Below are 25,330 nucleotides of genomic sequence, written 5' to 3'. Positions count from 1 at the left end.
TAAAAAATCAAAATTTAAACTCTTCAGGTAAGTATTTTACCATTGCTTTTTGATACTTCTCACTCACTTCATACCAATCTATCACATTCCAAATAGCCTGTAAATAATCAGCTCTTTTGTTTTGATATTTCAAATAATAGGCATGTTCCCAAAGGTCGATAGCCAAAATGGGATGCCCTTTTTGAGGGGTGTTGTCCATCAATGGATTGTCTTGATTGGGTGTGGTAGAAATATCCAATTTACCCTCTTGATTGACAATCAACCAAGCCCATCCAGAACCAAAACGGGTTGTAGCCATTTTATTAAACTTGGATTTGAGCGAATCTATAGACTTGTATTTATCGGTAATGGCATTTAGCAGCTCATTACTTGGTTTTGTATCCTTTTTTGGAGTAAGTATGGACCAAAAAAATTCATGATTGTAATGTCCGCCTGCATTGTTTCGAACCATATTGGTTTGCAAAGAAATTTGGCTTAACAAAGTTGCTAAGTCTAATTTTTCTGCAGCAGTACCTTTTATGGCTGCATTCAAATTTTTGATGTACGCTACATGATGCTTGCTATAATGAATTTCCATAGTAGTAGCATCTATAAAAGGTTCTAAATCATGGTATCCAAAAGGTAATGGTTTTTGAGAAAACTGTGCTGCTACATTCATCACTAGAAAGAGCACACAAAAAAGCAAAGTAGATTTTTTCATTTTTTTTATAAATTTTAAGAAAAAATTAAAACAAATCAATCACAAAACGGTTTTAAAGATTTGTGATTGATTGTGAAATATATTAATATTCAAGTTATTAATTAGCTGGATAACCCGCTTGATACCATGTAATTATAGCATTAACTTGGGCTTGTGTCAGGTTGCCATAATTGGCAGTAGCCATACCAGCTCCAAAAACACTTGTTTGAGCATATATTTTGCCAATATTGGCTTTGATGCTCGTTTCGTAATTGGCAGGATTATAATACCATTTGTTTACTGCTACACCACCAGCACCATGACACGCTACACACTTGTCCAATATAGGTTTTATAGTTGTATTCGTAAATGCTGTAACGGCCACAGGAGCAACAGGTACAGGCACAGGTGTTTCATCTTTTGAGCACGAAAAGGTCATGGCTACAAGACATAAGATAAGGAATTTGGATTTCATATATATAAAATATTAATTGTTTACAATTAAAACGCAATCATGAATTAGTTGAACCAAGCACAGTACTGATTTAGAAGTAATCTTTGACAAAGTTGTAAACCTTGCCAAAGATTTCAAAAGCAAAATAAAATACCAACCTACTCTATTATCTATAAATTTAATTTCTTAAATCAGGCCACCAATTCCCCCCATCACAAATAAAAGTGATAAAGTTAAAACGGTTTGCTTCGCCACTCACAAACATTGTAGTTCCATTAAATGACATCCCAGTAGGAAATGGAGTACCAGTCGACAATGCACTACTTAAACCATTTGTAAAAGTGATACTTGCACCACCCCCATATATGTAAAATTTTAATTCTTTACCAGCCCAAACACTGCTGGCATTTGGCAAAGTAATAGTAGCATTTTGATCTACAAAATAAATATCTTTTACGGTATTTAAACTTAAAGTACGCATATCTAAACTTGTGTTAATAGTTAGACCAGCAATAGATAAAACCAAAGTTTTAGAAACAACACCAAGGGTTCCGTCTTGTTTTGCCACTACACTATAAGGGAAATTAACAGCATTGCTTCCATCTACTAAATTGCCCACTTGCATAGACCTATCGTCATTAAATTTCATGAAATAAGCAGAAGTATTTAAAAACCCAGCATTAGATACCCGACTTATAAATTCTAATACAGCACCATTGGCAGACTTAGACGCTTGAATTGTTGCATCTAGTTGAAAACCCGTTCCTGTATGGGAATTAAAAGTTAAGGCACCAAGTGGGTCTCCATTTACAGTTGCAGTAGGAGCAGCTAGAGTTCCTCTACTTCTTTGAAAATTAAAAGCATTAAATTGACTAGAAGTATTACTCGCATAAGTTAAATAAATATCTGAAAAATTTGTATCTTGACCTTGAAAGTGTATATCGCCCAACCTGGTTCTTAAAATCTCGTTTGCTGGCATGCTGCTAGCAGAAAAATCGCCTAATGCCATTTTTCCATTCAAATAAGCATTTGAAGTATTAGCAGTAGCAGTGTTGGTTGAATTTTGAATATTAAAAGGATTGGATCTACTCCATGTAGGCACTGTACCCGCTCCTGCCGATGTCAATACTTGTCCCGATGTACCCGCCGTATTATTAGGCATTAATGCACCAGAAAACCGAATATTGCCGGTAACGTCCAGTTTTTCTGTTGGAGCAGTATTATTAATACCCACATTTCCACCATCCAAAATCCTCATGTATTCATTACCCCTTATTTTCATCATAATATGCTCTGTACCAACGGTTGCCCCCCCGTCTGCGTTGGCATTGATAACAAAATCGGCCCAGTTGGCTAATTGTGGTCCTTTTAAAAGCAAACTTGCGGTTACATCTCCAGCAATAGACAATCCATTTCCAGTACCCAAAGTAATGGTTCTAAAATTACCCGTTATTCCTGAAACAGTTGACAAACCACCAGATATCGTACCATCTGCAGTGTAAATATTGTTTGAAGCCGTTGGTGTAGTCCATGTTGGTACTGCTCCTGCACCAGCCGATGTCAGTACTTGACCTGATGTACCTGCAGTATTATTTGGCATTAAAGCGCCAGAAAAACGAACATTGCCTGTAACATCCAATGCTTCCGTTGGAGCTGCTTTTAAAATCCCCATTCTGTTATTTACAGCATCAATATTTAAAGTAGTACCATCTACTGTAAAATGACTTGTTCCTGTTGTAGCTGTAGAATTAAAAGCTAAAGTATTGGTACCTTGTGTTACTATTCTGTTACCAGCCAATGTGCCATCGGCTGTATAAATATTAGAACTTACAGGTGTTGTCCATGTTGGTACAGCTCCCGCTCCAGCCGATGTCAGTACTTGACCTGTGGTTCCTGCAGTATTATTTGGCATTAAAGCGCCAGAAAAACGAATATTACCTGTAACGTCCAGTTTTTCTGTTGGTGCTGAATTGGCAACACCCAAATTTCCAGATGTAGGATTCATTACAATATTTCCCGAGGTATTTTCTATAGCAGTTAAATTTCCACCAGAAATTACAGGCCTTACAATTAAGTTACTTCCACCATGTTCCAATTTTAACGATCGAGTAGTACCCGAAACGGTTGCCAAAACAGAACCTATTACGTCTAATTCAACACTAGGAGTAGCTGTTCCTATACCCACTCTGTTATTTACAGCATCAATATTTAAAGTAGTACCATCTACTGTAAAATGACTTGTTCCTGTTGTAGCTGTAGAATTAAAAGCTAAAGTATTGGTGCCTTGTGTTACTATTCTGTTACCAGCCAATGTGCCATCGGCTGTATAAATATTAGAACTTACAGGTGTTGTCCATGTTGGTACTACTCCCGCTCCAGCCGATGTCAGTACTTGACCTGTGGTTCCTGCAGTATTATTTGGCATTAAAGCGCCAGAAAAACGAATATTACCTGTAACGTCCAGTTTTTCTGATGGAGCTGTATTGGCAATACCAACATTACCAGAACTTTTGATTACCATTCTTGATGCAAAGTTAGTAGCATTTCTTGTAAAGAATGATAAACCCGCATAATGATTAGTACCGTCTCTATCTATTCCAATAATAGAAGCACCTGTAGGATCTGTTGAAATGGTACTTGATACAAAATCGAGTGAACCACTTTCAGAACTTGTCCCATTAGCATTACCTATTACAATGTTTCTTGCCGTACTCTGACCACAAACTCCACCACAATTATTTATGATAAAAGAACCTAAATTGGTTGTTACTCCCGCAGATTGTGTTACAAATAATTTTGCCAAAGGTGTACTACTCCCAATACCAACTCTTGAATTAAGAGCATCTACAGAAAAAGTTGCCCCACCAACACTAAAACCATTAACCACACTTGATGTAAAAGCCAAAGTATTGGCACCTTGGGTTACTATTCTGTTACCAGCCAATGTGCCATCGTTTGTATAAATATTGGTATCTTTCAATTCTACCCAAATAGCACCGTTCCAAAACCAAATTGTATTGGTGTTGGTATCAAATACTTGCATGCCTTTTTCTAAAACGTCTGGTGTAACTAGCAATGTTGTACCTAATGTATTGCGTTCTGTTGTGGTTAATCTGGGCATCAAAATTCCTTTTGTTGTCGAACGAATGTCCAACATGGCATTATCGTTTGGAGCGGTTGTCCCTATTCCAACTTGTGAAAACATCGTAGCACTACCAGTTAGTAAGGCTAGACAAATTAATCTTTTTTTCATTTTTTTTGTAATTAATTATTAAGAAAATATTTTTTAATCAAACTTTAAAAATTCATAACTGTAGGCGGAGGTCTTGCAAAAAATGAATTTATTAAACTATTTAACTTACAAAATATTAAATAATATATAATAGAGTTTATCTTTTTTCTAGAAAGAATGAATGCCATTACCACGATAGTGGTAAGTAGGGTAAATGTGGGCTTTATTTTTATGAAGCTTGATTTATAAACATTATTAGGTATTGTGCCAATTCTAAAAGACCATTGAACCATTACATGTCGTGCTGGAATACTTGCAAATAGCAGGAATTTATTGATCAGGTTTTTCTTTATAGCCTTTGAAGTGTTATCTAAGCTTAATTTCGTTTTGGCTTTTAAAACGTGATGCTTTATGCTAATGACTTTGCTTTTTGGAATAACAATGGCAACTGCTTTTAAATTCGTAGTTATTGTAGTGTTTTTAACAACATATACAACCCCACAAACCTCTTTATTAGCACTATACAACAATTCTTGCCCTATACAGGCATTGATACCCATTAGAGTAACAACAAAATAAAGAAATACTATTTTAAGAAAAGTTTTCAAAGTAAGTACAAGTTTTATATAAATGGCAATAAACTGAAATTATACTATCCATTTTTGTTCAATATTGATTTAATATGGGGTTGTACCAGCACGGTCAAAATTATAGACTGCTTGTCCTTTTAAAATTTATTCAAACACACTATAAGTACATAGTGCATTATAAAACTTCAACAATAAATATAAAGTACTATATAACAACAAGTTATAAAAATTAAAAACCAACACAATTCAAACTTGTAAAATAAAAAAATGTAGGTAGTGTGTACTCCATGTGAAATATGTTTTAAAATAAATATGTTTTTTACTTTGTTTTTGACTTAAAAAATGCGACTTTTTGATGTTTTTAGCTTTCAAACTAATAAAATTACTTCCGTTGATTATATATTTATATTTATATTTGTTTTTGCATCATGAATTGATATGATTCTTGTTCATTCTACCTTTATCACTAGTATTATTTTTTTTTATACAAAAACATATTCAATCTTTTTAAAAATAAATTAAAAACAATACTTTAAATGATGCACAATATATACTAGGCAAATCAACATCAAACTATTTTATTTTATCTACTGATTATCAACAACTTAATATTTCAAATTGTAAAAAATTGGCTTTCAAAGTAGTGAAATTAAAATGAGGTTGTATATAATATGTATGCCTATTTAACATATTGTGTATTTTATATGTAAATGATTTTGATATTTAAACACCTATATTCTAATAATTATGAAGTACATTTGCCACACCTCAACAAACAAACTTTACAATGACATTTCACTTTTCTAAATTATTCGAGCAAAACATTTTAGCTTCAGATAAAGAAATTCAAAAAGCACATTTAATATTGATCAATAAATTTCTTATCTGCCTAAGTCTTTCATTATTTACTATTTTTGCAGTAAGTTTTAATCTCAATCCATATAATTACCCAATGTATATTGGCGATTTAACCCTATCATTTTTCTTTTTTGTTCAAATATTTTTAAGATGGGTACTGATAAAATGGGCTAAAGTTGCTTCATTTATATTGGTAACTATTTTTGTGTCCTATAATGTTATCCGATTTGGCTACATTTATAACACTTCCTTATTTTTTATTCCCATTTTTACAAGCCTTCCCATTTTTTTTTCTGTTCAAAATGATAAAAAAATCTATATTTTCATAATATTTTTTATCTTTTTAAATCTTTTAACATCTATTTATTTATCTAAATATTATGCAATTACTATAGATGTCGACTTTGGTTTTATGCTTTTTAGCTTATTGGCAATAATTACCGTTTTGTTTAGTTTGGGTTTTTTATATGAAAAAATCAACATCAATTTAAAATATATTTATAAAAATATCGAAAAGAAAATAACTAAATCTAAAATAATGGAAGAAAAGGATTATAAAAAATTAATTCATGCGGCACAAAACGATGAAGCTTTTTTTCAAATCCAATTTGAAAATTATTACCCCATATTGACGGAAAACCTCAATAATTTTTCCCCAAAATTATCTCCCAACGAAAAAAAGTTTTGTTTTTTGTTATTCATGAAATTTTCAACTAAAGAACTAGCAACAATATTAAATCTGTCTGTTCGCAGCACACAAACTAAGAAATACAATTTAAGAAAAAAACTCAACCTTGATGCAGAAGTAGAATTGTATGACTATATTCAAAACATGAATCAATAACAATATAATTATCGTTATTCATACCAAAATATACATATAAATTAGCCCAATCTATTGGTGCTTTATTATAAAAAGAGTCAACTAATATCAAATATACCTATAAAATAGTCCAATCTACTGGTTCTTTTTTGCTAAAATGAGCCAAAAAAAATAGTTCCGTAGCCCAGCTATGCTACGATTTTTTTTGAAAATTTTTTCTAAAAAATAACTACGCATCTTGGGGCTATTTTATAAATATGTTGGGTATTAAATATGATTTAATAAAAAAGGCTGCCTCATCATTTTTAGGCAGCCTTTTTTTATTTATCACTATTGTATTAATTTCCAAAACTATACCGCAATGTAAAACCAGATCTAATATTTGTCATAGGAAATGCAGTAGAAATTACCGCTTTTGTAAAAGTATGATCATAAAAGAAAATAGCCGTCAGGTAACGACTAAAAGCATAATCGGCAGTTAATTTGATAGACATTAATTTTTGTCCACCAGCAAGCAAATTATTATTATAATCCAATTGCCTTACAATTGTTTTGGTATCACGTAACGAAAAATCGGCTTTGATATTGATGTCGCTTTTGATAATTCCTTGTGCATTATCGGCAAATTTAGAGCTTAAAGCTACATCTTTGATGCGATAGCCTACGCCAAATACATAATCAAACCCTCGTACTTCTGTTAGCAAGCTGTTGTCAAAACTCAAGGACAAGGCACGGTCTTTTTTCATTTCGGCTAAAATTTTAAATCCGTTTTTGGTTTCAAAATCTACTCGCATAAGTGGGTTAAATTGTTCTACCAAATTTACGTTTGAAATACTCGTCTTACTAAAAAAATTATCACTTTTGTCAGTGCCATTAGGATTTTGACTGTATTCTAAATTTGACCTGAAATTGTTTATCGTATAGGATGATTTGTAAGCATGTTGAATAGAAAATCGTTTGAAATGCTCTTTAAAATATTTGAATCGCATCAAGCCATTATATTTAACATTCCAGTTGGGCAAAGGAATATTCTTGAAAGGGTTAAACGATATTTTAGCCGCTTCTGTTCCAATTCCTGCACTTGTAAAACCCGTATAGGCAGCCAAAAATGCAGGCAATAACACATCTTGACTGTTTTTTCCAAATCCTACAGGGTAACCATCTGCTTGGGTTGGAAACAATGGAGATCCATAATGAGACGTGGCCAGTCTGTTTGCTATAATCAATCGATTGTGCTTGAAATCATTAAAAGCCGACGAAAAAATTTCGTCACTTGCCTTAAACGATGTTTTGAGCATGACTGTCGAAATGGCAAAATTTCCTGTCATATAGGGCGATCGGGCATTGTATTGACCATTTACAATATCATATTGCTCCGAATGGTTTTCGGCATAAATCCTATCGGCATTGATGTCTATTTTAAAATCAGGAAACAAATCAATGTTGGCAGTAACTTTCAAATTTTTGGTAGTTACTTGTGTAAAGTTTTGGTTAAAATTCGGATAATTAGTCAGCCAACCATTTTGTGCCGCAGCAAATCTAACTTCGTCTTGAAGTCCAAAAACAAATCCCATACTTGGCCTTGAAGAGCCCAAAAATCCGATGCTCGGCAAATAGCCAGGCAATACAGCGCCACTGTTTTGGGTATAATCGACCTTCAAATTTTTGACACTTGTCAAGACACCAATTAATCCGTCTAAAAATACATTCGTATCTTTTGCTGGAACTACATTGGTATTTACAATTTTTTCACCGGGTTTGGGCGGTGCTTTTGGCGTAGGGTTAGGTTTTGGTGCTTTCTTTTGTTTTGTCAAGCCAATATATTTATAAAAAGTATCCATATTAAAATCGACATTCAACTTATGTGCGGCCGAATTTTGTATGGTATTTCCTAAATTATACACCTGTCCATCTGCTGCTTCAAATGAAGCCATCGCATCTGAAGCCCGTTGCCAAGAGTAAGTACCCGTATAAGTATAACTCGATTTGATAAAGGCTAAAAACGGAATTTTGTTTAAAGGTAATTCATAATTTACCGTCAATTGTTGGTTGTGTTGATTAGGGTCGCCAATGTTCCAATAATCTGTCCAAATGGTATTATTAGGGTCGGCAATTTTATTTTCATCTGAGAAATTTCTTACGATATTATTTGAAGACGCTGTAAAATTTAGTTTCAATGCTTTAGTAAGGTTATAATTAAAACCATATTGGTAGTTAAAAGTATAATTTCGTCTATACAACGGATCCAAACCTATACCGTTTACATCTACTTGTCGAAACTGTTGTTTGTTGTATTGTCTTAAAATATTGGAACTAAAATTGATATTTGAAGGCAAATAATTGAAATTAAAATCTTGTAATAGTTTCAAATATGAGCTTTTAAGCATTTTTACTTTCTTAAATGGTTCTATGGCTTTGGGTTGAAAGGTGTAACTGTAATCCACAGTTGTTTTAACCTGTTGATTGACAAGACTTTCTATTTCATAATCATGGTGTTCGGTTTGGTTATAAGAATACGAAAGGGTCAGGTTTTCAAAATCATATACATGTGGTTTTGATTTTTCGCCCTTTTCTTTTTTTACACCTATAAAATTGATGCTTTTTCGTTTGGTATAATCTATAGCACGGTTCAACAAATTATTTTTTTCGTTTGCATCTGCAGTTATGTCTATCAATTGTTTAAGTTCGATATCTTGATTAAATGGGTCAAACTTTGGTGTTATGAATTGTTCTCCAACGGCATAATTGAACGGCAAATTGACTTTCCATTTTTTTGGCAACAATTTTCCGATATTGATATTGGTAACTATATCATAAAGTTTCAAATCTTCTCTACTTCTTTCGTTTGTAGATTGTTCCAAAGCACCAAATCCAATAGTACTCATTTTTCCCGTTGCCGATAATGTTGCCAAGTCTGCAAAATTGGTATCCAAAGAGGCTATTGCGGCCATACCGCCTTTGTTGTCTATGCCTGCCAATCGCAATTCGTTAAACCACACTTCGCCTTTGATGCTTTTGGCATTCAAAATAGGGTTGTTTTTAGTATTATTTTTAATTCCGACCATCAAATTTCGCACTTCACCAAAGTTTGGATTTCCTTTGATTCCTATTTTCAACAAATTTGGTTTTCCAGCATTGGCGGGGTCTAATTCGGCTTCGCTCAAATATTTTATCCCATCTACATCGGCTATAAGGTTGTTGCCCATGGCCAAAACTTTTATTTTTGTCAATAATGCCAAATTCAAATCAATTTGATTGTCTTCGGGCCAAATTTCTTCTGCACTTCGGGCTGTTGGTGCAGTAACTTTTAAAGGGATTTCTATTTGATAATAATTTTGTGTAAAATCATTTCCAAATCTAATAAAACCTATCATTTCATCATTTTTCAATTCAGGTTCTCCTTTGATACTTTCGGCATGTAAAAACATTTTGAGATTTTTATACTGACGCATATCAACACTTACATTTTTAAAAACCCCTCTCAAATCCCCAGCTTCTAAACCATCTGTTCCCGCTACCTTTAATGACAATGCTTTTTCATTTTGTCTAATGATAGAATTGTTGTTATATACTTGTTCTCTTACAACACCTGGTGGCGACACATAAGGAATAGGTGTTCTGTTTGAGTTTTCAATAATATCTACACCCAAAACATCCAATGCCGTGTTGTCATCTGCCAAATTGTTGTCTGTGGCATCCATCGAATTGGTATAGCGTCGCCACTCGCCCCTACTCAAATCGAGTGTTCCAAAACGCATGGTTACTGGCTGAGAAAATCCAGTCATAAACATTCTCATAAATCGAATGGATCTAAAATCTGAAATTCCACCAATAATTCGTTCTGGATTTACTATCGGTATTTTATATTGTACCCAATGGGTTTTGGTTATATTACCATTATTTAAAGTAATGTCTATTTCTTTTTCATCCACTACATACTTGTTGCCCACATGCATTTTAGTTGGATCAATGTCTATACTGTATTCATAGTAAGCATTGATTGTATTCATGGTATTGTCTCGATTAAGGTCTTCTACATCGGGCAATGTTGCACTTCCTCTATCGGTGTTACTTACCGTAACAGGCGAGTTACCTTGTGGATTATTGTATTTTTTGTATCGATCCAAAACCGTTCCAGTGGCACTTAAAAAAAACTGATAATTATCGCCTGCAGGGTCTGGGCCAGTATTATTATATATTGCAGCCTCTTCGGTATCTGTCAATCCATCTAACCCTACATCCTGACTTTCGCGGTTGACATCTATGGCGTCAAATGCATAAATCAATGATTGCGACGCAGGAACTTTTCCCCAAATTGATGTGCTTGTTGGCGAAGTATTGGCATTGGGCGTTGGTAACCCATTTTCATATTGTTTTTTCCCATCTTGCAATATATCTTCCGATATTTCTCCTAAATTAAAAAACAATTTACCTTTGTTAGTTACCGGATTTTCCTCCGTTGGATTGGCTGTATCTACAAATGGATCCATTACCCAAAATTGAATGTATTCTACATTAGCTTGTTCAAAATTGGTGGTATTGATTGCACGTGTTAAACCTCCAAAATTATTTTGAAATGGCGATGTAGCAAAATTGGGGTTAGCATTATAAGGCCCTTTTTCGTTTGGATAATAACTCAAATCAAATGTACTAATTACCGTAGTTTGTCCAGCAACCAAATCTCTATCAGGAAACAATTCGCTGTTGTAAATTCGTCTGGTTTTGTTCAAATTCAAATTGGTTCCTGCTTGCGTTTCTATATAAAAAGTAGGGTCGATGGTGTACCAATTGATTAAAGCTCTTTTAAAACCATAATCAATATTGGTTGAACTCGCTCCAAAATCAGGAAATCCTTGCGTACCATCAAAAATGGGGGTACTAGACATGCTCCAAGACAACGACGCTTTCATGTCTATAGTACTTTGATTGCCTTCAAAATCATCTACATAAATGGTAGATTCTCCATTTACTTTATCTGTATTGGGGGTGTCTGGTTTTAAAAAGGCAACTTCTCCTTTAAAGCTCAAATTAGATTTTACATCAGTATCCATATTGGGCAATTGGTTTACAAGCCTTGTAAACAAAGGCACTTCTGTGGTATAGCTTGTATTGAATCCAAAAATAGTATTGTTTACAGATTCTTGACCATAAGCTGATTTTTGTGTAAATGGCCGTTCGCTCATTCTCAAAAATGTTCCCCCAACAACAAAATTATCCGAAAATTTATGCTCTACATTTAACCCATAAAACTGTCGTGTTTGTTGTCCGAAAATGGAATTATTTTCTACCGATACTTGAATTGGAATTCCCGAGGCTTGCAATGAAGGATCTAATATTTGAACCCTACCTTGCTGATAATTAACCGTATAATCTATCCCCTCTTGCAAAACACGTCCTCCTGCAGTAACTACTACTGAACCTTTGGGTACATTGATAGCTCCCAGCGGTATGCCGTCGCCACTACTCGATTTGAATTTTCCTTTCAATTGGTATTTGTTTTTTTCAGCATCTTGTAGGGCTTGCGTTTGCGTTCCTGTATATAAACTTCTAAAAACATATTTGGCCTGGTTTGGGTTATATGAAGTTGTATTGTAATAATCTTCTGTAGATCCTAATTTATCAAAAATAGTTTTTCCAAATGGCTCAACTGTTGTAAAAATAACCCGTGCATTTTGTGCATCTACTGTTATTCCAGGTAAAAAATCAAAAAAACCATCGCCTCCTGGTTGCGGATCGTTGGTAAAATTGAGTTTATCCATATTAAATACTTTCAATAAAGGTGTTTCGGCTACCCTATTTTCGATAGATGGATTGGCTGGAAAAGGGGTAGTACCAACGGGTTTGATATAATTTAATGGTGAAGGATCGCTATATACAATGTTAAATTTAAAATCTTGAGGAGTTAATTGATATGCTCCTTGAATTTGATAAATATTTTTCATCATCAAATTCCAAACGGGTTGTGTTACATTGGTCAAACTGCTTTTCAACATTTTCAAAACCAAACTTTGGGTACTTGGGATACCAATATTATCTACATTAGTTGCATTGACACCGTCATTGGCAAATTCTCCTACTTGATACAACTCATCTCCAATTGTATATTGATAAGCAACGGCCAAAACCTCATCGTTTGTAAGTCTTTGTTGTAGGGATATGTATCCAAGTTGTGGATGAAAAGTAAATTCACTTGCCGTCAATTTGCGGGCATTTTCTAGTTTTACCCAGTCTCTGCCCTCGCTAGGATTTATTGCAAATCCATTAAAACCATCATTGATTGTAGCAATTGTTCGAATATCGGCATCCAAAATACCACCTCCCAAAGCTATCAAGGCAGGATCATATTTGTTATTTTTATTGTCTGCAGGCGAATTGGGTTGTACCATAAAAAAAGGGGTGATGGTATTGGTCAGTGAAAAACTTGACACCTCATTGGGTACATTGGTCAATTCTGACTCTCCTAAATCCTGAAGGGCTACTATATTTCTGGAATTATTTTCGGTAGTATTGATTCTATTTTGTCTATTGGTTACCCATACCTCTACTCGGGTTATGTGTACACGGGTGTCTAATATAGGATAACTTTTTAATACCTTATCATATTGATTTCTAAAATATTGCGACAAGAAAAAATGTCTGTCGGCATCATAATCCAAAGCAAATAAATTAAACTCTTGTACCGTAGCACCATTTTGAGATGTAACCGACTTGGTTTCTGATTTTTGTTCAGAATACAAACCCGTAATGGTAGTTCTTCCAAATTTGAATTGGGCTTTTACTCCAAACAAACTTTGTGCACCTCTAATTAATGAGCCACTCAATGGCATGCTAATATTTCCAATTTCCAATTTTTGCAAAATATCGTCTGTTTTCCCTTCAAACGATTTTGGAATCGCGTTGGCCAATTGTTGTCCAGAGGTTGGTATTTTTGAAAGATCAGGTATTTTTGTATCTGCCAATATATCTGACGGATTAAACTCTAATTTAATTAAATTCTGAAACGAAAAAGTCGATTGGGTATCATAATTCATATTTACATTCAATCGTGTACCCACTTTACCTTTTAAACCTACACTAATTCTTTGGTTAAAATCAAAAGTAGTGGTAGCCCTATTTTGAGGAGTCAATGCAGGGTTGTCTTGTTTTGTATATCGAAGTCCCAAATCCAATTCTACAGATCCCGTGGGTTTAATATCGATGGTATTGCTTCCAAAAATGGTAGAAAACAAACCTGAATTGATATAATATCGAGGCAATAAATTTTTCTTAGCCGCTTCACTTCCTTCTTTTTTACCATCCATCGCATCGGCCTTTTTCTTAAAATAATCGTGCATAGACTCTTTTAATACCAATTTTCGATACTCGGCTGGGCTCAATATAGTTGGGTATTTAATGGAAAATTCAGCAACTTTACTAGTCAAAATATACTGATTTCCAATAGGGTCATAACTATAAGCCTCCACAATAGTGGGTGGATTGCTCAATGCTATTTTGCCTTTATGGTATCCTAAAGTGTCTTTGACAGCAGCTGTTTTTGTAGAATCTACTTGTGCCATTACACTCAATCCCATCAAAAAAAACATGATTATAAAACCTATTTTTGGGGAACAACTATTGGTAAAAAAAGTTAATGTTTTCAATATTATAAATTTTTTAAGGCTAATTTAATGATCGCTTCAACACTTGCGTCTGGGGTTTGTGTTAAAATTTTTTCTATGACTTTTTCTGATGTTTTTCTAACAAATCCTAAAACCTCCAAAGCAGATAACGCTTCTTCTTTATTTGTATTGTAATGAGCCATCGAAACTTCGTCTAAATCGTATATTTTTAAAACTTTTTCTTTCAAATCCAAAATTACACGCTGTGCTGTCTTACTTCCAATTCCTTTGATGGATTGTATCGTACTGACATCGCCAGAGGCTATGGCTTGAATAATTTGTTTTGGGTCTAATGACGACAACATAGTTCGAGCAATCCCAGCTCCAATCCCTGAAACAGACAACAACAATTTAAAAATTTCTCTTTCCGATTTTTCTACAAATCCAAATAAACTATGTGCATCTTCTTTTATTTGTAGATAAGTAAATAACTTTACAAAATCTGTTTGTGGCAAAAGTGAAAAAGTATGCAGCGAAATATGTATTTGATACCCTACACCCCCACAGTCTATTACAACTTCTGTTGGACTTTTTTCTACTAATTTTCCTTGAATGTGTGCAATCATATCTTTTGATTTTTTGAGGTCAAATACAACTGTTTTTTTACTTTTTCCTGTGCATCCACTACGGCCACTGCCGACATATTGACCATCTCTTCTACACTGGCTCCAAGTTGAAAAATATGAACAGGCTTGTCCATTCCTAACATAATAGGGCCAATGGAATCAACTTTATACAATTCTTTGAGCAGTTTGTAGGTGATATTGGCAGCCTCTAAATTTGGAAAAATTAATGTATTCACTTTTTTACCCGCCAATTTTGAAAATGGAAATTTTTTCAACAACAAATCTGGGTTCAGTGCAAAGTCGGTTTGAACTTCGCCGTCAATAATAATTTCGGGGTGGTTTTGATGCAAATAAGCCACTGCTTGCCTTACTTTTCGGGCACTTTCGTCTGTAGAGGAACCAAAATTTGAAAATGAAATCATGGCTATAACGGGTTCTATCCCAACCGTTTTAACCGTTTTTGCAGTCATGATCGCAATTTTAGCTAAATCGTCGGCACTTGGATTGATGTTTATAGCTGTATCCGACAAAAACATAGGCCCTCTATTGGTCATCATAATATTTGTTGTAGCTACCAACGAGGCATTTTTGGCTTTGCCAATCACTTGCAACATGGGTTTTACAACATTTGGATAACTCCTCGAATAACCTGTAACTAATGCGTCTGCCTCGCCATGTTTGATCATCATTGCTGCAAAATAATTGCGTTCTCTCATCCATTTTTGTGCATCCAAAAGCGATATGCCACTGCGCTGTCTTTGTTCAAAAAACATTTTGGCATACTCCAATCGAAGGTGGTCGTGTTCTTTGTCTTTTGGGTCTATGATGGCAATATCGGCATCAAAACCTATTTCGTCTTTCAACTCTAATATTACTTCTTTATTACCCAATAATATAGGTTTTGCTATGCCTTCTTCATATACAATTTGTGCTGCTTTCAACACATCTAAATGATCTGCCTCGGCAAAAACCAGTCTTTTCGGATCTAATTTTGCTCTGTTAGACAACGATCGGGCGGTTTTATTATCAGATCCTAAACGGTCTAAAAGTTCAATTTCATAGCGTTCCCAGTCGGTTATGGGTTGTAAGGCTACCCCCGAATCCATGGCGGCTTTTGCCACTGCTGGCGATACAACGGTTATCAATCGAGGATCAAAAGGTTTGGGAATGATGTATTCTTTTCCAAAATTAAGTTTGGTTTCGCCATAAGCAATATTAACTTGCTCCGGAACGTGTTGCTTGGCCAAATTTGCTAATGCTCTTACTGCGGCCATTTTCATGGCTTCGTTTATTTTAGTAGCCCGAACATCCAAAGCTCCCCTAAAAATATAAGGAAATCCCAATACATTATTTACTTGGTTTGGATAATCGGATCGACCCGTTGCCATAATAATATCGTCTCGGGTATTGATGGCCAGGTTATAATCTATTTCTGGAACAGGGTTGGCCATTGCAAACACAATAGGATTGGCTGCCATACCCAAAAGCATTTCGGGCGTTAAAATATTGCCAGCCGAAAGCCCCAAAAACACATCGGCATCTTGAAGGGCTTCTTTCAAAGTGGTGCCCAATTGTCCGGAAGTATATTTTTTTTGTAAATCAGACAAATCTGTTCTTTCTTTACACAATACCCCATCTTTGTCAAACATGATGATGTTTTTGGGATTTACTCCTAATAATACATACAAATTTGAACAAGCCAATGCTGCAGAACCAGCTCCAGAAACCACTAACTTGATGTTTTCAATAGACTTACCCGCTAATTCTAAAGCATTGAGCAAGGCTGCCGATGAAATGATGGCCGTACCGTGTTGGTCGTCGTGCATGACAGGAATTTGTAACTCTTCAACCAAACGTCTTTCTATTTCAAATGATTCTGGTGCTTTAATATCTTCTAAATTGATCCCACCAAAAGTTGGCGAAATGGCTTTTACTGTTTCGATAAATTTATCGATATCCGTAGCATCCACTTCAATATCAAATACATCGATATCGGCAAATATTTTAAACAACAGCGCTTTTCCCTCCATAACGGGTTTTGAGGCTTCGGGGCCAATGTTTCCAAGACCCAAAACGGCCGTTCCGTTGGATATTACGGCTACTAAATTGCCTTTTGCAGTGTATTTATATACATTATTAACGTCTTTTGCAATTTCCAAACAAGGCTCTGCCACCCCTGGAGAATAAGCCAACGACAAATCCCGTTGGGTTGCATATTTTTTTGTGGGAACAACTTCAATTTTTCCTGGTCTTGGTTTGGCATGGTATAAAAGTGCCTCTCTTCTTTTACTGTATTGTTTCATTTTGTTTAAGTAGTTTTATAAAAAAAAATTATTAGATTGATATAATAATTTTTATCGACCTACAAAGATATAAGACTTCGTTAAAAAAGGAAATTTTTAAGGCTAAACTTTTTAAAAAAAATGCAAATCAAAGATATTTAACAATAAATTTCTTGTTTTTTTTAAAAACAGACGCAAACGATTTCGGATTTGATATAAAATCAAAAAAGCTTATCGCCGAGGCGAAAAGCTTTTCATTGGTCTAACTACTAAACCTGTCATGCTTTTACACATGACGAAAACAACACAACTATTTTTAATATCTTTATGACTAATGTATAACGCTCCTTTTTTGAGTTTCTACATCATTAGCGGTCTGGACGGGGACTCGAACCCGCGACCCCATGCGTGACAGGCATGTATTCTAACCAACTGAACTACCAAACCTAATATTATTGGCTATAAAGATATAAAAAATATTTCAATAAATACAACTGTTTGTTTAAAAAAGCTTATCGCCGAAGCGAAAAGCTTTTCATTGGTCTAACTACTAAACCTTTATCATGCTTTTAAAACATGACGAAAACAACACAACTATTTTAAAAACCTTATTTTGGACAAAAAAGCACTTTGTTTCCAAAGTGCTTCTCCAATTTTGCGGTCTGGACGGGACTCGAACCCGCGACCCCATGCGTGACAGGCATGTATTCTAACCAACTGAACTACCAAACCATTGTGCTTTATTGCGGTGCAAATATACAACTGTTTTTATTATTTCCAAGCTTTTTTCTAAAAAAAATAGTTTAATTTTATATTCTTTTATCTAAAACTTTGTTTTTCAGCTAAATATGTGGTCATAATTTTTTCAAAATTACCCGATACATCAACAGGTACATACTTTATTTTGTTTTGAGAGCAAGTCAATTCCAAATTTTTTACAAAAGAAGTCATCATTTTGTTGTATTCTTGCTGTATCCCTTCGGCAAATACATTCACACTTTCGCCCGTTTCTAAATCTACAAATTTTCGAGGGCTGTTGTCGTACTGAAAATGCCATTCTGATGCGGCTTCCATAACATGAAACAATACTATTTTGTGTTTATTATGTTGCAAATGTTGCAAAGCGTCAAACAATAACTTGTGGTCTTCTGTTTGAAACATATCCGAAAATATAATAATCATCGATCGGCGGTGTATTTTTTCGGCTACTTGATGCAAAAATGTAATAATATTGCTAGTCTTTTTTTCTTGAGGGTTTTCTATCAAGTGTTCTAATTGATGAAGTAACATACTATGGTGCCGCTCACTTCCTTTTTCGGGGGCATAAAAATCATAGTCGTTAGAAAAAACGCTCATCCCAACGGCATCTCGCTGTTTTTTTAACAAATTCATCAATACGGCCGTTGCCAAAACAGAAAATCCTATTTTGTTTTCAAAAAAATTTTGAGGCCTTTTCAATGCAGGAAAGTGCATCGAACTCGAATTGTCTAATATAAAATGACACCTCAAATTGGTCTCCTCTTCATACCTTTTGGTAAACAATTTATCCGTTTTGGCAAACAATTTCCAATCGATATGCTTGGTACTTTCGCCACTATTATACACTTTATGCTCTGCAAATTCAGCCGAAAACCCATGAAAAGGGCTTTTGTGCATACCCGAAATAAATCCTTCAACTACTTGATGGGCAAGAAGTTCTAAATTTTGAAATCGGGAGATGGTTGCTTGTTGATGCTCTAAATTCATAATTCAAAGATACATTTTTTTTGATAAACAATACTTTTTTCATCAAAAATATGACCATTCAAACAAGCCAATTCCCTTATTTTTATTTCGCCAAAAAAAATTGTAATTGTTTAAAAAAATATATATTTTTGCCAGCCAAAATTATCACGTAACAAAACATAAAAATGGATATTAAAAGAGTAGCAATAGACGCTGTAAATGAAGTAATTGTAATGACCGTTGTGCACATGGATTACAAAGGTCAGGTGGCCAAAAGAATAAACGAAAAAATGCCTCTAGCTACTGTTAAAGGTTTTAGAAAAGGACAAGTACCCAAAGATTTAGTAGCCAAACAATATGGAAAAGCTATTAAAATTGAAGAAGTAAAAAAAGTAGTGGATTTAGCACTTACGAGATATGTACAATCTGAAAGATTAAACCTTTTAGGATCGCCAATTGCTAAAGAAAACGACTCGTTTTCTTGGGACAATGAAGAGCTTGTTTTTGAATATGAAATTGGTTTAGTACCCCAATTTGAATTGGATTTAGAAGCCAAAAACGATATTGTAAAATATGTTATCGTTGCAGATGACAAACTAATAGACGGACAGGTTACCAGAATCCAAAAACAATTTGGCACCCCAATTCCGCAAGACGAAGTAGCTCAAAACAGCGAAATAGAAGGTACTTTTTCAAACGAAGCTGAAGGCATCAACAATTCAAGCATTGTATCATTAGACATTTTTAAAGACAAAGCTACTGCCGATTTATTCCTAGGCAAAAAAGCAGGCGATGTGGTAACATTGGCCACAAAAGGCCTATTTGAAGACGACCACCAATTGATGGACTACCTCAAAATTGGTCATGACAAAGTACACGGATTAGACATCAATATAGACTTTACGATTCAAAGCATTCATGCTATAGAACCAGCCGAATTAAACCAAGAATTGTTTGACAAATTATTTGGAGAAGGCAACGTAGCAAGCCTCGAAGAGTTGAAAGCCAAAATAAAAGAAGATGCCGAAAATCAATTTGCTCAACAAGCCGATCAAAAATTATTGACAGATGTTCAAGATTTTTTAATCGAAAACACAAAATTTGATTTGCCAACAGCCTTTCTAAAAAAATGGTTGCAAACTGCAGGCGACAAAAACCTTACGCCAGAAGAAGCCGAAGTAGAATACAACCGCTCTGAAAAAGGGTTGCGTTTTCAATTAATCGAAGGAAAAGCATTGTCTCAAAACAATATTCAAATTACTTTTGAAGACTTAAAAGGCTTTACACAAGGATTAATCCGCCAACAAATGGCTCAATACGGACAACTGAACCCAACAGACGAAGAGGTTCAAGGTATAGTGGCAAAAGTTTTGTCAAACCAAGACGAAGTTCGCCGTTTATCAGACCAAGTAGTAGCTGTCAAACTACTTGAATTGTTTAAAGAAAAAGCCAATGCTACCGAAAAACACGTTACTTACGACGAATTCGTAAAAGAAATGTATGGTGAATAATATTTAAAAAAAATAACTATATTTGGGCGTCAGAAAAACATTTTTTTGACGCTCTTTTATTTGAAGCCAATCCAGCTATTCGTTTCAAGTTTTTTCATGTACTCCTTTTTTTGATTTCAAAAAAAAGAGCTTCCGCCGGTCGCTTTTTTTTAGAATCAAAAAATAGTCGTCCATTTCAAAAACTTTTCACTACTATCTGGGCTAATACAAAACATAACCATAAAATAACAAAACATGAACTACGGAAAAGAATTTAAAAAATTTGCTACCAAACACCAAGGCGTAAATGCCATGTATTATGACAAAATGATCGCACACCTGCAACCACAAAACATGACCCCATACATCATCGAAGAAAGACACCTCAACGTATCGCAACTCGATGTGTTCTCTCGATTGATGATGGACAGAATCATTTTTTTAGGCACAGGAATAGACGACCAAATTGCCAACATTGTTCAGGCACAACTCTTGTTTTTAGAAAGTGCCGATGCCGCAAAAGACATTCAAATATACATCAACTCACCAGGTGGCAGCGTATATGCAGGGCTTGGAATATACGACACCATGCAATACATCAAGCCCGATGTAGCCACCATTTGTACCGGTATGGCAGCCTCTATGGGCGCTGTATTGTTGTGTGCTGGGGCTGCTGGCAAACGCTCTGCTCTACCCCACTCTCGTGTGATGATTCATCAACCATCGGGCGGTGCTCAAGGAGTGGCCACAGACATGGAAATCAACCTGCGTGAAATGTTGAAACTCAAAGACGAATTGTATCACATAATTTCGACACATTCGGGTCAAAGTTTTGAAAAAGTACACCAAGACAGTGAAAGAGATTATTGGATGATTGCCGATGAAGCCAAAGATTATGGCATGATTGACGAAGTTTTGAGACGAAACAAATAATAAAACTACACTATCCAAGAGCACTATTTTTAATACGATTATTAAAACCAAAAAAATGGCAAAAAACAAATCAGCATGTGGGTTTTGTGGCAGAACAAAAGCAGAAACACAATTGTTAATTGCAGGAATCGATACCTTTATTTGCGATTCGTGTATTGAACAAGCCCACATGATTATCCAAGAAGAAATCAAATCCAACGCCCAATTACGCAACAACAACTCCGATTTGATTTTACGAAAACCAAAAGAAATCAGGGCTTTTTTGGACCAATATGTAATAGGACAAGATCAAACCAAAAAAGTCATGTCGGTAGCTGTTTACAACCATTACAAACGGTTGATGCAACAAACATCTCAAGACGAAGTGGAAATTGAAAAAAGCAACATTATTATGGTTGGACAAACGGGTACTGGCAAAACATTAGTAGCCAAAACCATTGCTAAAATGTTAGATGTGCCCCTTGCCATAGTAGATGCTACCGTACTTACAGAGGCAGGATATGTGGGCGAAGATGTAGAAAGTTTGCTTACTCGACTGCTTCAGGCTGCCGATTATGATGTAGAGAAAGCCGAAAGAGGCATTGTGTTTATTGATGAAATAGACAAAATTGCCCGCAAAAGCGACAACCCTTCCATTACTAGAGACGTATCGGGCGAGGGTGTGCAACAGGCATTATTGAAACTTTTGGAAGGAACAGTTGTAAATGTGCCACCAAAAGGAGGCAGAAAACATCCTGATCAAAAATTTGTTGAAGTAAACACCCAAAATATTTTGTTTATTGCAGGAGGTGCCTTTGATGGCATTGAAAAAATTATTTCAAAACGCTTGAACAGACAAGCCGTTGGCTACAGCACCTCGCAAAACAAGGATCAAGTAGATAACAGCAATTTATTGCAATATATTATTCCAAAAGACATCAGAGATTTTGGGTTGATTCCAGAAATTATAGGCCGTTTGCCAGTGCTTACCCACATGGATCCATTGGATAAAGACACCTTGAGAAGCATTTTGACAGAACCCAAAAATGCGTTAATCAAACAATACAGCAAATTATTTGCAATGGACGAGGTAGCATTTACAATACAAGACGAAGCATTGGATTTTATTGTGGACAAAGCACTAGAATACAAGCTAGGAGCCAGAGGTTTACGCTCGCTTTGCGAAGCCATCCTAACCGATGCCATGTATGAATTGCCAAGTTCTGAAAATAAAAAACTCGACATCGATTTAAATTATGCCGCACAAGCCTTGAGTCAAAATTTATTAAAACGATTGGAAATAGCCTCGTAAAACAGGTGGTTTATAAACCAAAAATCCCTCAAACACAATATGTTTGAGGGATTTTTTTTTGGAAGTTAATGTTCTAAAAAAGTGTATTATACCAAATAGAGCAGTGTGCTAAAAAGTGTATAAAGTTTTTTTAGCCCAGATTGAAGTGAAAAACCCGCAGCCACAAAAGGGATTTTTTTGTAGCCACAAAAGAGCGACCAGCGGAAGCTCCTTTTGTGGTGTACAAAAAACCCTTTTGTGGCGAGGATTTGTAACGAAAAGCTGGAATTGCTACTTAAAGCACAATACTTATTATATATTGGTTTTACACTTTGACAAAGATGGAGAATAACGCTTGGCAAAATAGGTAAGACTATAGGATAAAATAGTCTTGATTTTAAAATTGGCTATTCTTTTTCCCATTTTCCAACGACAGAAGTGGCCAAGGCATTGCCTAAAACATTTGTAGCACTTCTAAACATATCGCAAAAATGATCGATTGGCAAAATAAGAGCAATGCCTTCAATTGGTATCTTAAACATACCACAAGTAGCCGCTACAACTACTAGACTGGCTCGTGGAACGCCTGCAATCCCTTTGCTGGTGAGCATGAGTACAAACAACATGGTGATTTGTGTGGGATAATCTAACTGTATGTTATATACTTGGGCAATGAAAATACTGGCAAATGTCATATACATCATGCTACCATCTAAATTGAAGGAATAACCAAGGGGCAACATAAATGAAACTACTTTGTCTTTGACTCCAAATCGTTCTAGTTCTTCGGTTAATTTTGGGAAAACCGCTTCGGAACTTGTGGTACCAAACGCAATCATGAGCGGACTTATAATATGGTTTAGTAATACAACCATTCTTTTTCTTAAAAATAAAAAACCAACAGCAATAAGAAAAACCCATAATGTACCGATGCCAACCAAAAATGAACCAAAAAACTTGGCATAAGTAACCAAAAGTTCGTTTAAATCGCGGATGGCAAACACGCCTGCAATGGCACCAAACACGCCAATGGGTGCAAATTTCATGACATAATTCACCATTTTTAATACGATGTGCGATATTTTATCCAAAGCATTTACCACGGGTTTTACGTGTTGTCCGAGCGAGGCTGCTGCAAGGCCAAAGAAAATGGAAAAAATAACGATTTGCAAAATTTCGTTGGTTGCCATGGCTTCGACTATACTTTTTGGGATGATGTGTTCTACAAAATTTTGTGCCGAAAAATGACTTGTTTTTTCGGTAACTTCGCTAGCACTATTCAAATCTACATTTCCAAGGGTTAGGCCTTTGCCAGGTTGTAATACATTGATCCAGAACATACCGATTAATAACGATACGAACGAGGCCGAAAAAAACCAAGCCATAGCCCTGCCACCTATTCGTCCAACAGCTTTTAAGTCGCCCAACTTGGCAATACCAACCACTAAAGTTGTAAAAACCAAGGGCGAAATAATCATTTGTACCAATCGAATAAAAACGGTAGCGAGCATTTTTATTTTATCTGAAAATGATTTGGCCGCTACGGCATCATAATGATTGTGAATAATAATACCCAAAATGGCTCCAAGCAGCATGGCTATTAATATTTGAAAAGTCAAGTTACTGGTAATTGATTTTTTAGGAGTATTTGAAGTCATTATTATATTTATTTGAAATGATAAAAAATTTATTTTTGATATGCCTGATGCATGAGTTGCATGTCTGCAACTACTAATGCGGCCATGGCTTCTACTATGGGTACGGCTCTTGGCACCACACAGGGGTCGTGTCTTCCTTTGCCTTGTTGTGAGATGATGGTATTTTGGTTTGTCAGTACGTCTTGCTTTTGAATTAAGGTTGCAACGGGTTTAAAGGCAATTCTACAATAAATATCCATGCCGTTGCTAATCCCCCCTTGAATACCGCCAGACAAGTTGGTTTTTGTTGTTCCATCAGGGTGGTACAAGTCGTTATGCTGGCTGCCCGTCATTTTTGAGCCACAAAAACCGCTGCCGTATTCAAACCCTTTGACAGCATTGATAGACAACATGGCTTTGCCCAACTCGGCATGTAGTTTGTCAAAAACGGGTTCGCCAAGGCCAATGGGCACGTTTTGAATAACACAAGTAATAGTTCCGCCCACGGTGTCGCCTTGTTTTTTAATATCTTTGATATACGCTTCCATTTTGGCAGCAGTTTCGGGGTCTGGACACCTTACGGGATTGCTTTCTATGGCATTAAAATCAATATCTTGATAAGGCTTTTCCATAAATATTGACCCCACAGAGGATACAAAAGCATGAATTTTGATGTTTTTTAAAAATTGTTTGGCAATGGCTCCGGCCACCACTCGACTGGCTGTTTCGCGGGCAGAGCTTCTGCCGCCGCCTCTATAATCTCTAAAGCCATATTTTTGATCATATACATAATCGGCATGGCTGGGTCTGTAGGTATTTTTGATTTCGGAGTAGTCGCCAGATTTTTGATTGGTATTTGGAATTATAAATCCAATAGAAGTTCCTGTGGTTTTTCCTTCAAAAATTCCTGACAAAAACTGCACCTCATCATTTTCTTTTCGTTGGGTTACAATGGCAGATTGTCCTGGTTTGCGGCGTTCCATTTCGTGTTGTATGGCCTCAAAATCTAAAGTAATTCCGGCGGGGCAACCATCAATAATGCCGCCAAGTGCCTCGCCATGTGATTCGCCAAAGGTTGTAATTCTAAAAAGTGTTCCAAAAGTATTTCCTGCCATTTTATTAATTTTTTTTCA

The 25,330-nt window shown here is 35.4% G+C and carries 14 protein-coding genes and 2 tRNA genes; 4 read left to right on the top strand and 12 right to left on the bottom strand.

The window, feature by feature from the left end; all coding sequences use genetic code 11:
* Positions 1 to 7: 7 nt before the first annotated feature.
* The 4 genes from FBFL15_RS04600 to FBFL15_RS04585 form a co-directional block, all read right to left on the bottom strand.
* Positions 8 to 700: a superoxide dismutase gene (locus FBFL15_RS04600; protein WP_014083487.1), complete on the bottom strand. Its 693-nt coding sequence runs from the start codon at positions 698 to 700 to the stop codon at positions 8 to 10.
* Positions 701 to 797: 97 nt separating this feature from the next.
* On the bottom strand, positions 798 to 1,154 hold the full coding sequence (locus FBFL15_RS04595) for a cytochrome c family protein (RefSeq protein WP_014083486.1): 357 nt from the start codon (positions 1,152 to 1,154) through the stop codon (positions 798 to 800).
* Positions 1,155 to 1,311: 157 nt separating this feature from the next.
* Positions 1,312 to 4,386, bottom strand: coding sequence for a beta strand repeat-containing protein (locus tag FBFL15_RS04590; protein WP_014083485.1), 3,075 nt, complete (start codon positions 4,384 to 4,386; stop codon positions 1,312 to 1,314).
* A 44-nt stretch (positions 4,387 to 4,430) separates the two neighbouring features.
* On the bottom strand, positions 4,431 to 4,973 hold the full coding sequence (locus FBFL15_RS04585) for a hypothetical protein (protein WP_014083484.1): 543 nt from the start codon (positions 4,971 to 4,973) through the stop codon (positions 4,431 to 4,433).
* Positions 4,974 to 5,742: 769 nt separating this feature from the next.
* Between FBFL15_RS04585 and FBFL15_RS04580 the strand changes: the two genes are divergently transcribed.
* On the top strand, positions 5,743 to 6,657 hold the full coding sequence (locus FBFL15_RS04580; RefSeq protein WP_014083483.1) for a helix-turn-helix transcriptional regulator: 915 nt from the start codon (positions 5,743 to 5,745) through the stop codon (positions 6,655 to 6,657).
* A gap of 317 nt (positions 6,658 to 6,974) precedes the next feature.
* Here the strand turns inward: FBFL15_RS04580 and sov are convergent, their stop codons facing one another.
* The 6 genes from sov to FBFL15_RS04550 form a co-directional block, all read right to left on the bottom strand.
* Positions 6,975 to 14,219, bottom strand: coding sequence for a T9SS outer membrane translocon Sov/SprA (sov, locus tag FBFL15_RS04575; RefSeq protein ID WP_044032439.1), 7,245 nt, complete (start codon positions 14,217 to 14,219; stop codon positions 6,975 to 6,977).
* Positions 14,220 to 14,278: 59 nt separating this feature from the next.
* Positions 14,279 to 14,860, bottom strand: a complete 582-nt coding sequence (gene ruvA, locus FBFL15_RS04570) for a Holliday junction branch migration protein RuvA (protein WP_014083481.1) — start codon at positions 14,858 to 14,860, stop codon at positions 14,279 to 14,281.
* Complete coding sequence (locus tag FBFL15_RS04565; RefSeq protein WP_014083480.1) at positions 14,857 to 17,163, bottom strand: NADP-dependent malic enzyme; 2,307 nt, start codon at positions 17,161 to 17,163, stop codon at positions 14,857 to 14,859. The genes ruvA and FBFL15_RS04565 overlap by 4 nt, the downstream gene beginning before the upstream one ends.
* Positions 17,164 to 17,514: 351 nt before the next feature.
* A tRNA-Asp gene (locus tag FBFL15_RS04560) sits at positions 17,515 to 17,589 on the bottom strand.
* Between the two features lie 211 nt (positions 17,590 to 17,800).
* Positions 17,801 to 17,874 (bottom strand) — tRNA-Asp (locus tag FBFL15_RS04555).
* 87 nt (positions 17,875 to 17,961) lie between these two features.
* A complete protein-coding gene (locus FBFL15_RS04550; RefSeq protein WP_014083479.1) occupies positions 17,962 to 18,888 on the bottom strand; it encodes a DUF58 domain-containing protein in 927 nt (308 codons plus the stop codon).
* A gap of 164 nt (positions 18,889 to 19,052) precedes the next feature.
* On the opposite strand from FBFL15_RS04550, the gene FBFL15_RS04545 reads away from it, so the two are divergent.
* The 3 genes from FBFL15_RS04545 to clpX all read left to right on the top strand — a co-directional run bounded on the left by FBFL15_RS04545 (position 19,053) and on the right by clpX (position 22,581).
* The gene (locus FBFL15_RS04545; protein ID WP_014083478.1) at positions 19,053 to 20,378 is read left to right on the top strand and encodes a trigger factor; all 1,326 of its coding nucleotides are present in this window, start codon (positions 19,053 to 19,055) and stop codon (positions 20,376 to 20,378) included.
* A 234-nt stretch (positions 20,379 to 20,612) separates the two neighbouring features.
* Complete coding sequence (gene clpP / locus FBFL15_RS04540) at positions 20,613 to 21,290, top strand: ATP-dependent Clp endopeptidase proteolytic subunit ClpP (protein ID WP_014083477.1); 678 nt, start codon at positions 20,613 to 20,615, stop codon at positions 21,288 to 21,290.
* A gap of 55 nt (positions 21,291 to 21,345) precedes the next feature.
* Positions 21,346 to 22,581: an ATP-dependent Clp protease ATP-binding subunit ClpX gene (clpX, locus tag FBFL15_RS04535; RefSeq protein ID WP_014083476.1), complete on the top strand. Its 1,236-nt coding sequence runs from the start codon at positions 21,346 to 21,348 to the stop codon at positions 22,579 to 22,581.
* A gap of 386 nt (positions 22,582 to 22,967) precedes the next feature.
* Here clpX and FBFL15_RS04530 read toward each other — a convergent pair whose 3' ends face one another.
* Positions 22,968 to 24,218 (bottom strand): dicarboxylate/amino acid:cation symporter, encoded by a 1,251-nt coding sequence (locus tag FBFL15_RS04530; protein ID WP_014083475.1) that lies wholly within the window; start codon positions 24,216 to 24,218, stop codon positions 22,968 to 22,970.
* A gap of 29 nt (positions 24,219 to 24,247) precedes the next feature.
* Positions 24,248 to 25,312, bottom strand: coding sequence for a chorismate synthase (gene aroC, locus FBFL15_RS04525; RefSeq protein ID WP_014083474.1), 1,065 nt, complete (start codon positions 25,310 to 25,312; stop codon positions 24,248 to 24,250).
* Between the last annotated feature and the right edge of the window lie 18 nt (positions 25,313 to 25,330).

This window comes from Flavobacterium branchiophilum FL-15, assembly GCF_000253275.1.
In the GTDB taxonomy this organism is placed as follows: Bacteria; Bacteroidota; Bacteroidia; order Flavobacteriales; family Flavobacteriaceae; genus Flavobacterium; species Flavobacterium branchiophilum.
Note: the sequence above shows the minus strand (reverse complement) of the source record. Positions and strands in the feature narration are given on the sequence as shown.

Bases quoted from the DNA above. Each gene is read 5' to 3' on its own strand.
- clpX (WP_014083476.1), top strand. From the start codon at position 21,346: ATGGCAAAAAACAAATCAGCATGTGGGTTTTGTGGCAGAACAAAAGCA.
- FBFL15_RS04590 (WP_014083485.1), bottom strand. From the start codon at position 4,386: ATGAAAAAAAGATTAATTTGTCTAGCCTTACTAACTGGTAGTGCTACG.
- FBFL15_RS04530 (WP_014083475.1), bottom strand. From the start codon at position 24,218: ATGACTTCAAATACTCCTAAAAAATCAATTACCAGTAACTTGACTTTT.
- ruvA (WP_014083481.1), bottom strand. From the start codon at position 14,860: ATGATTGCACACATTCAAGGAAAATTAGTAGAAAAAAGTCCAACAGAA.
- FBFL15_RS04600 (WP_014083487.1), bottom strand. From the start codon at position 700: ATGAAAAAATCTACTTTGCTTTTTTGTGTGCTCTTTCTAGTGATGAAT.
- FBFL15_RS04595 (WP_014083486.1), bottom strand. From the start codon at position 1,154: ATGAAATCCAAATTCCTTATCTTATGTCTTGTAGCCATGACCTTTTCG.
- FBFL15_RS04565 (WP_014083480.1), bottom strand. From the start codon at position 17,163: ATGAAACAATACAGTAAAAGAAGAGAGGCACTTTTATACCATGCCAAA.
- FBFL15_RS04545 (WP_014083478.1), top strand. From the start codon at position 19,053: ATGGATATTAAAAGAGTAGCAATAGACGCTGTAAATGAAGTAATTGTA.
- aroC (WP_014083474.1), bottom strand. From the start codon at position 25,312: ATGGCAGGAAATACTTTTGGAACACTTTTTAGAATTACAACCTTTGGC.
- FBFL15_RS04580 (WP_014083483.1), top strand. From the start codon at position 5,743: ATGACATTTCACTTTTCTAAATTATTCGAGCAAAACATTTTAGCTTCA.
- FBFL15_RS04550 (WP_014083479.1), bottom strand. From the start codon at position 18,888: ATGAATTTAGAGCATCAACAAGCAACCATCTCCCGATTTCAAAATTTA.
- sov (WP_044032439.1), bottom strand. From the start codon at position 14,219: ATGTTTTTTTTGATGGGATTGAGTGTAATGGCACAAGTAGATTCTACA.
- clpP (WP_014083477.1), top strand. From the start codon at position 20,613: ATGAACTACGGAAAAGAATTTAAAAAATTTGCTACCAAACACCAAGGC.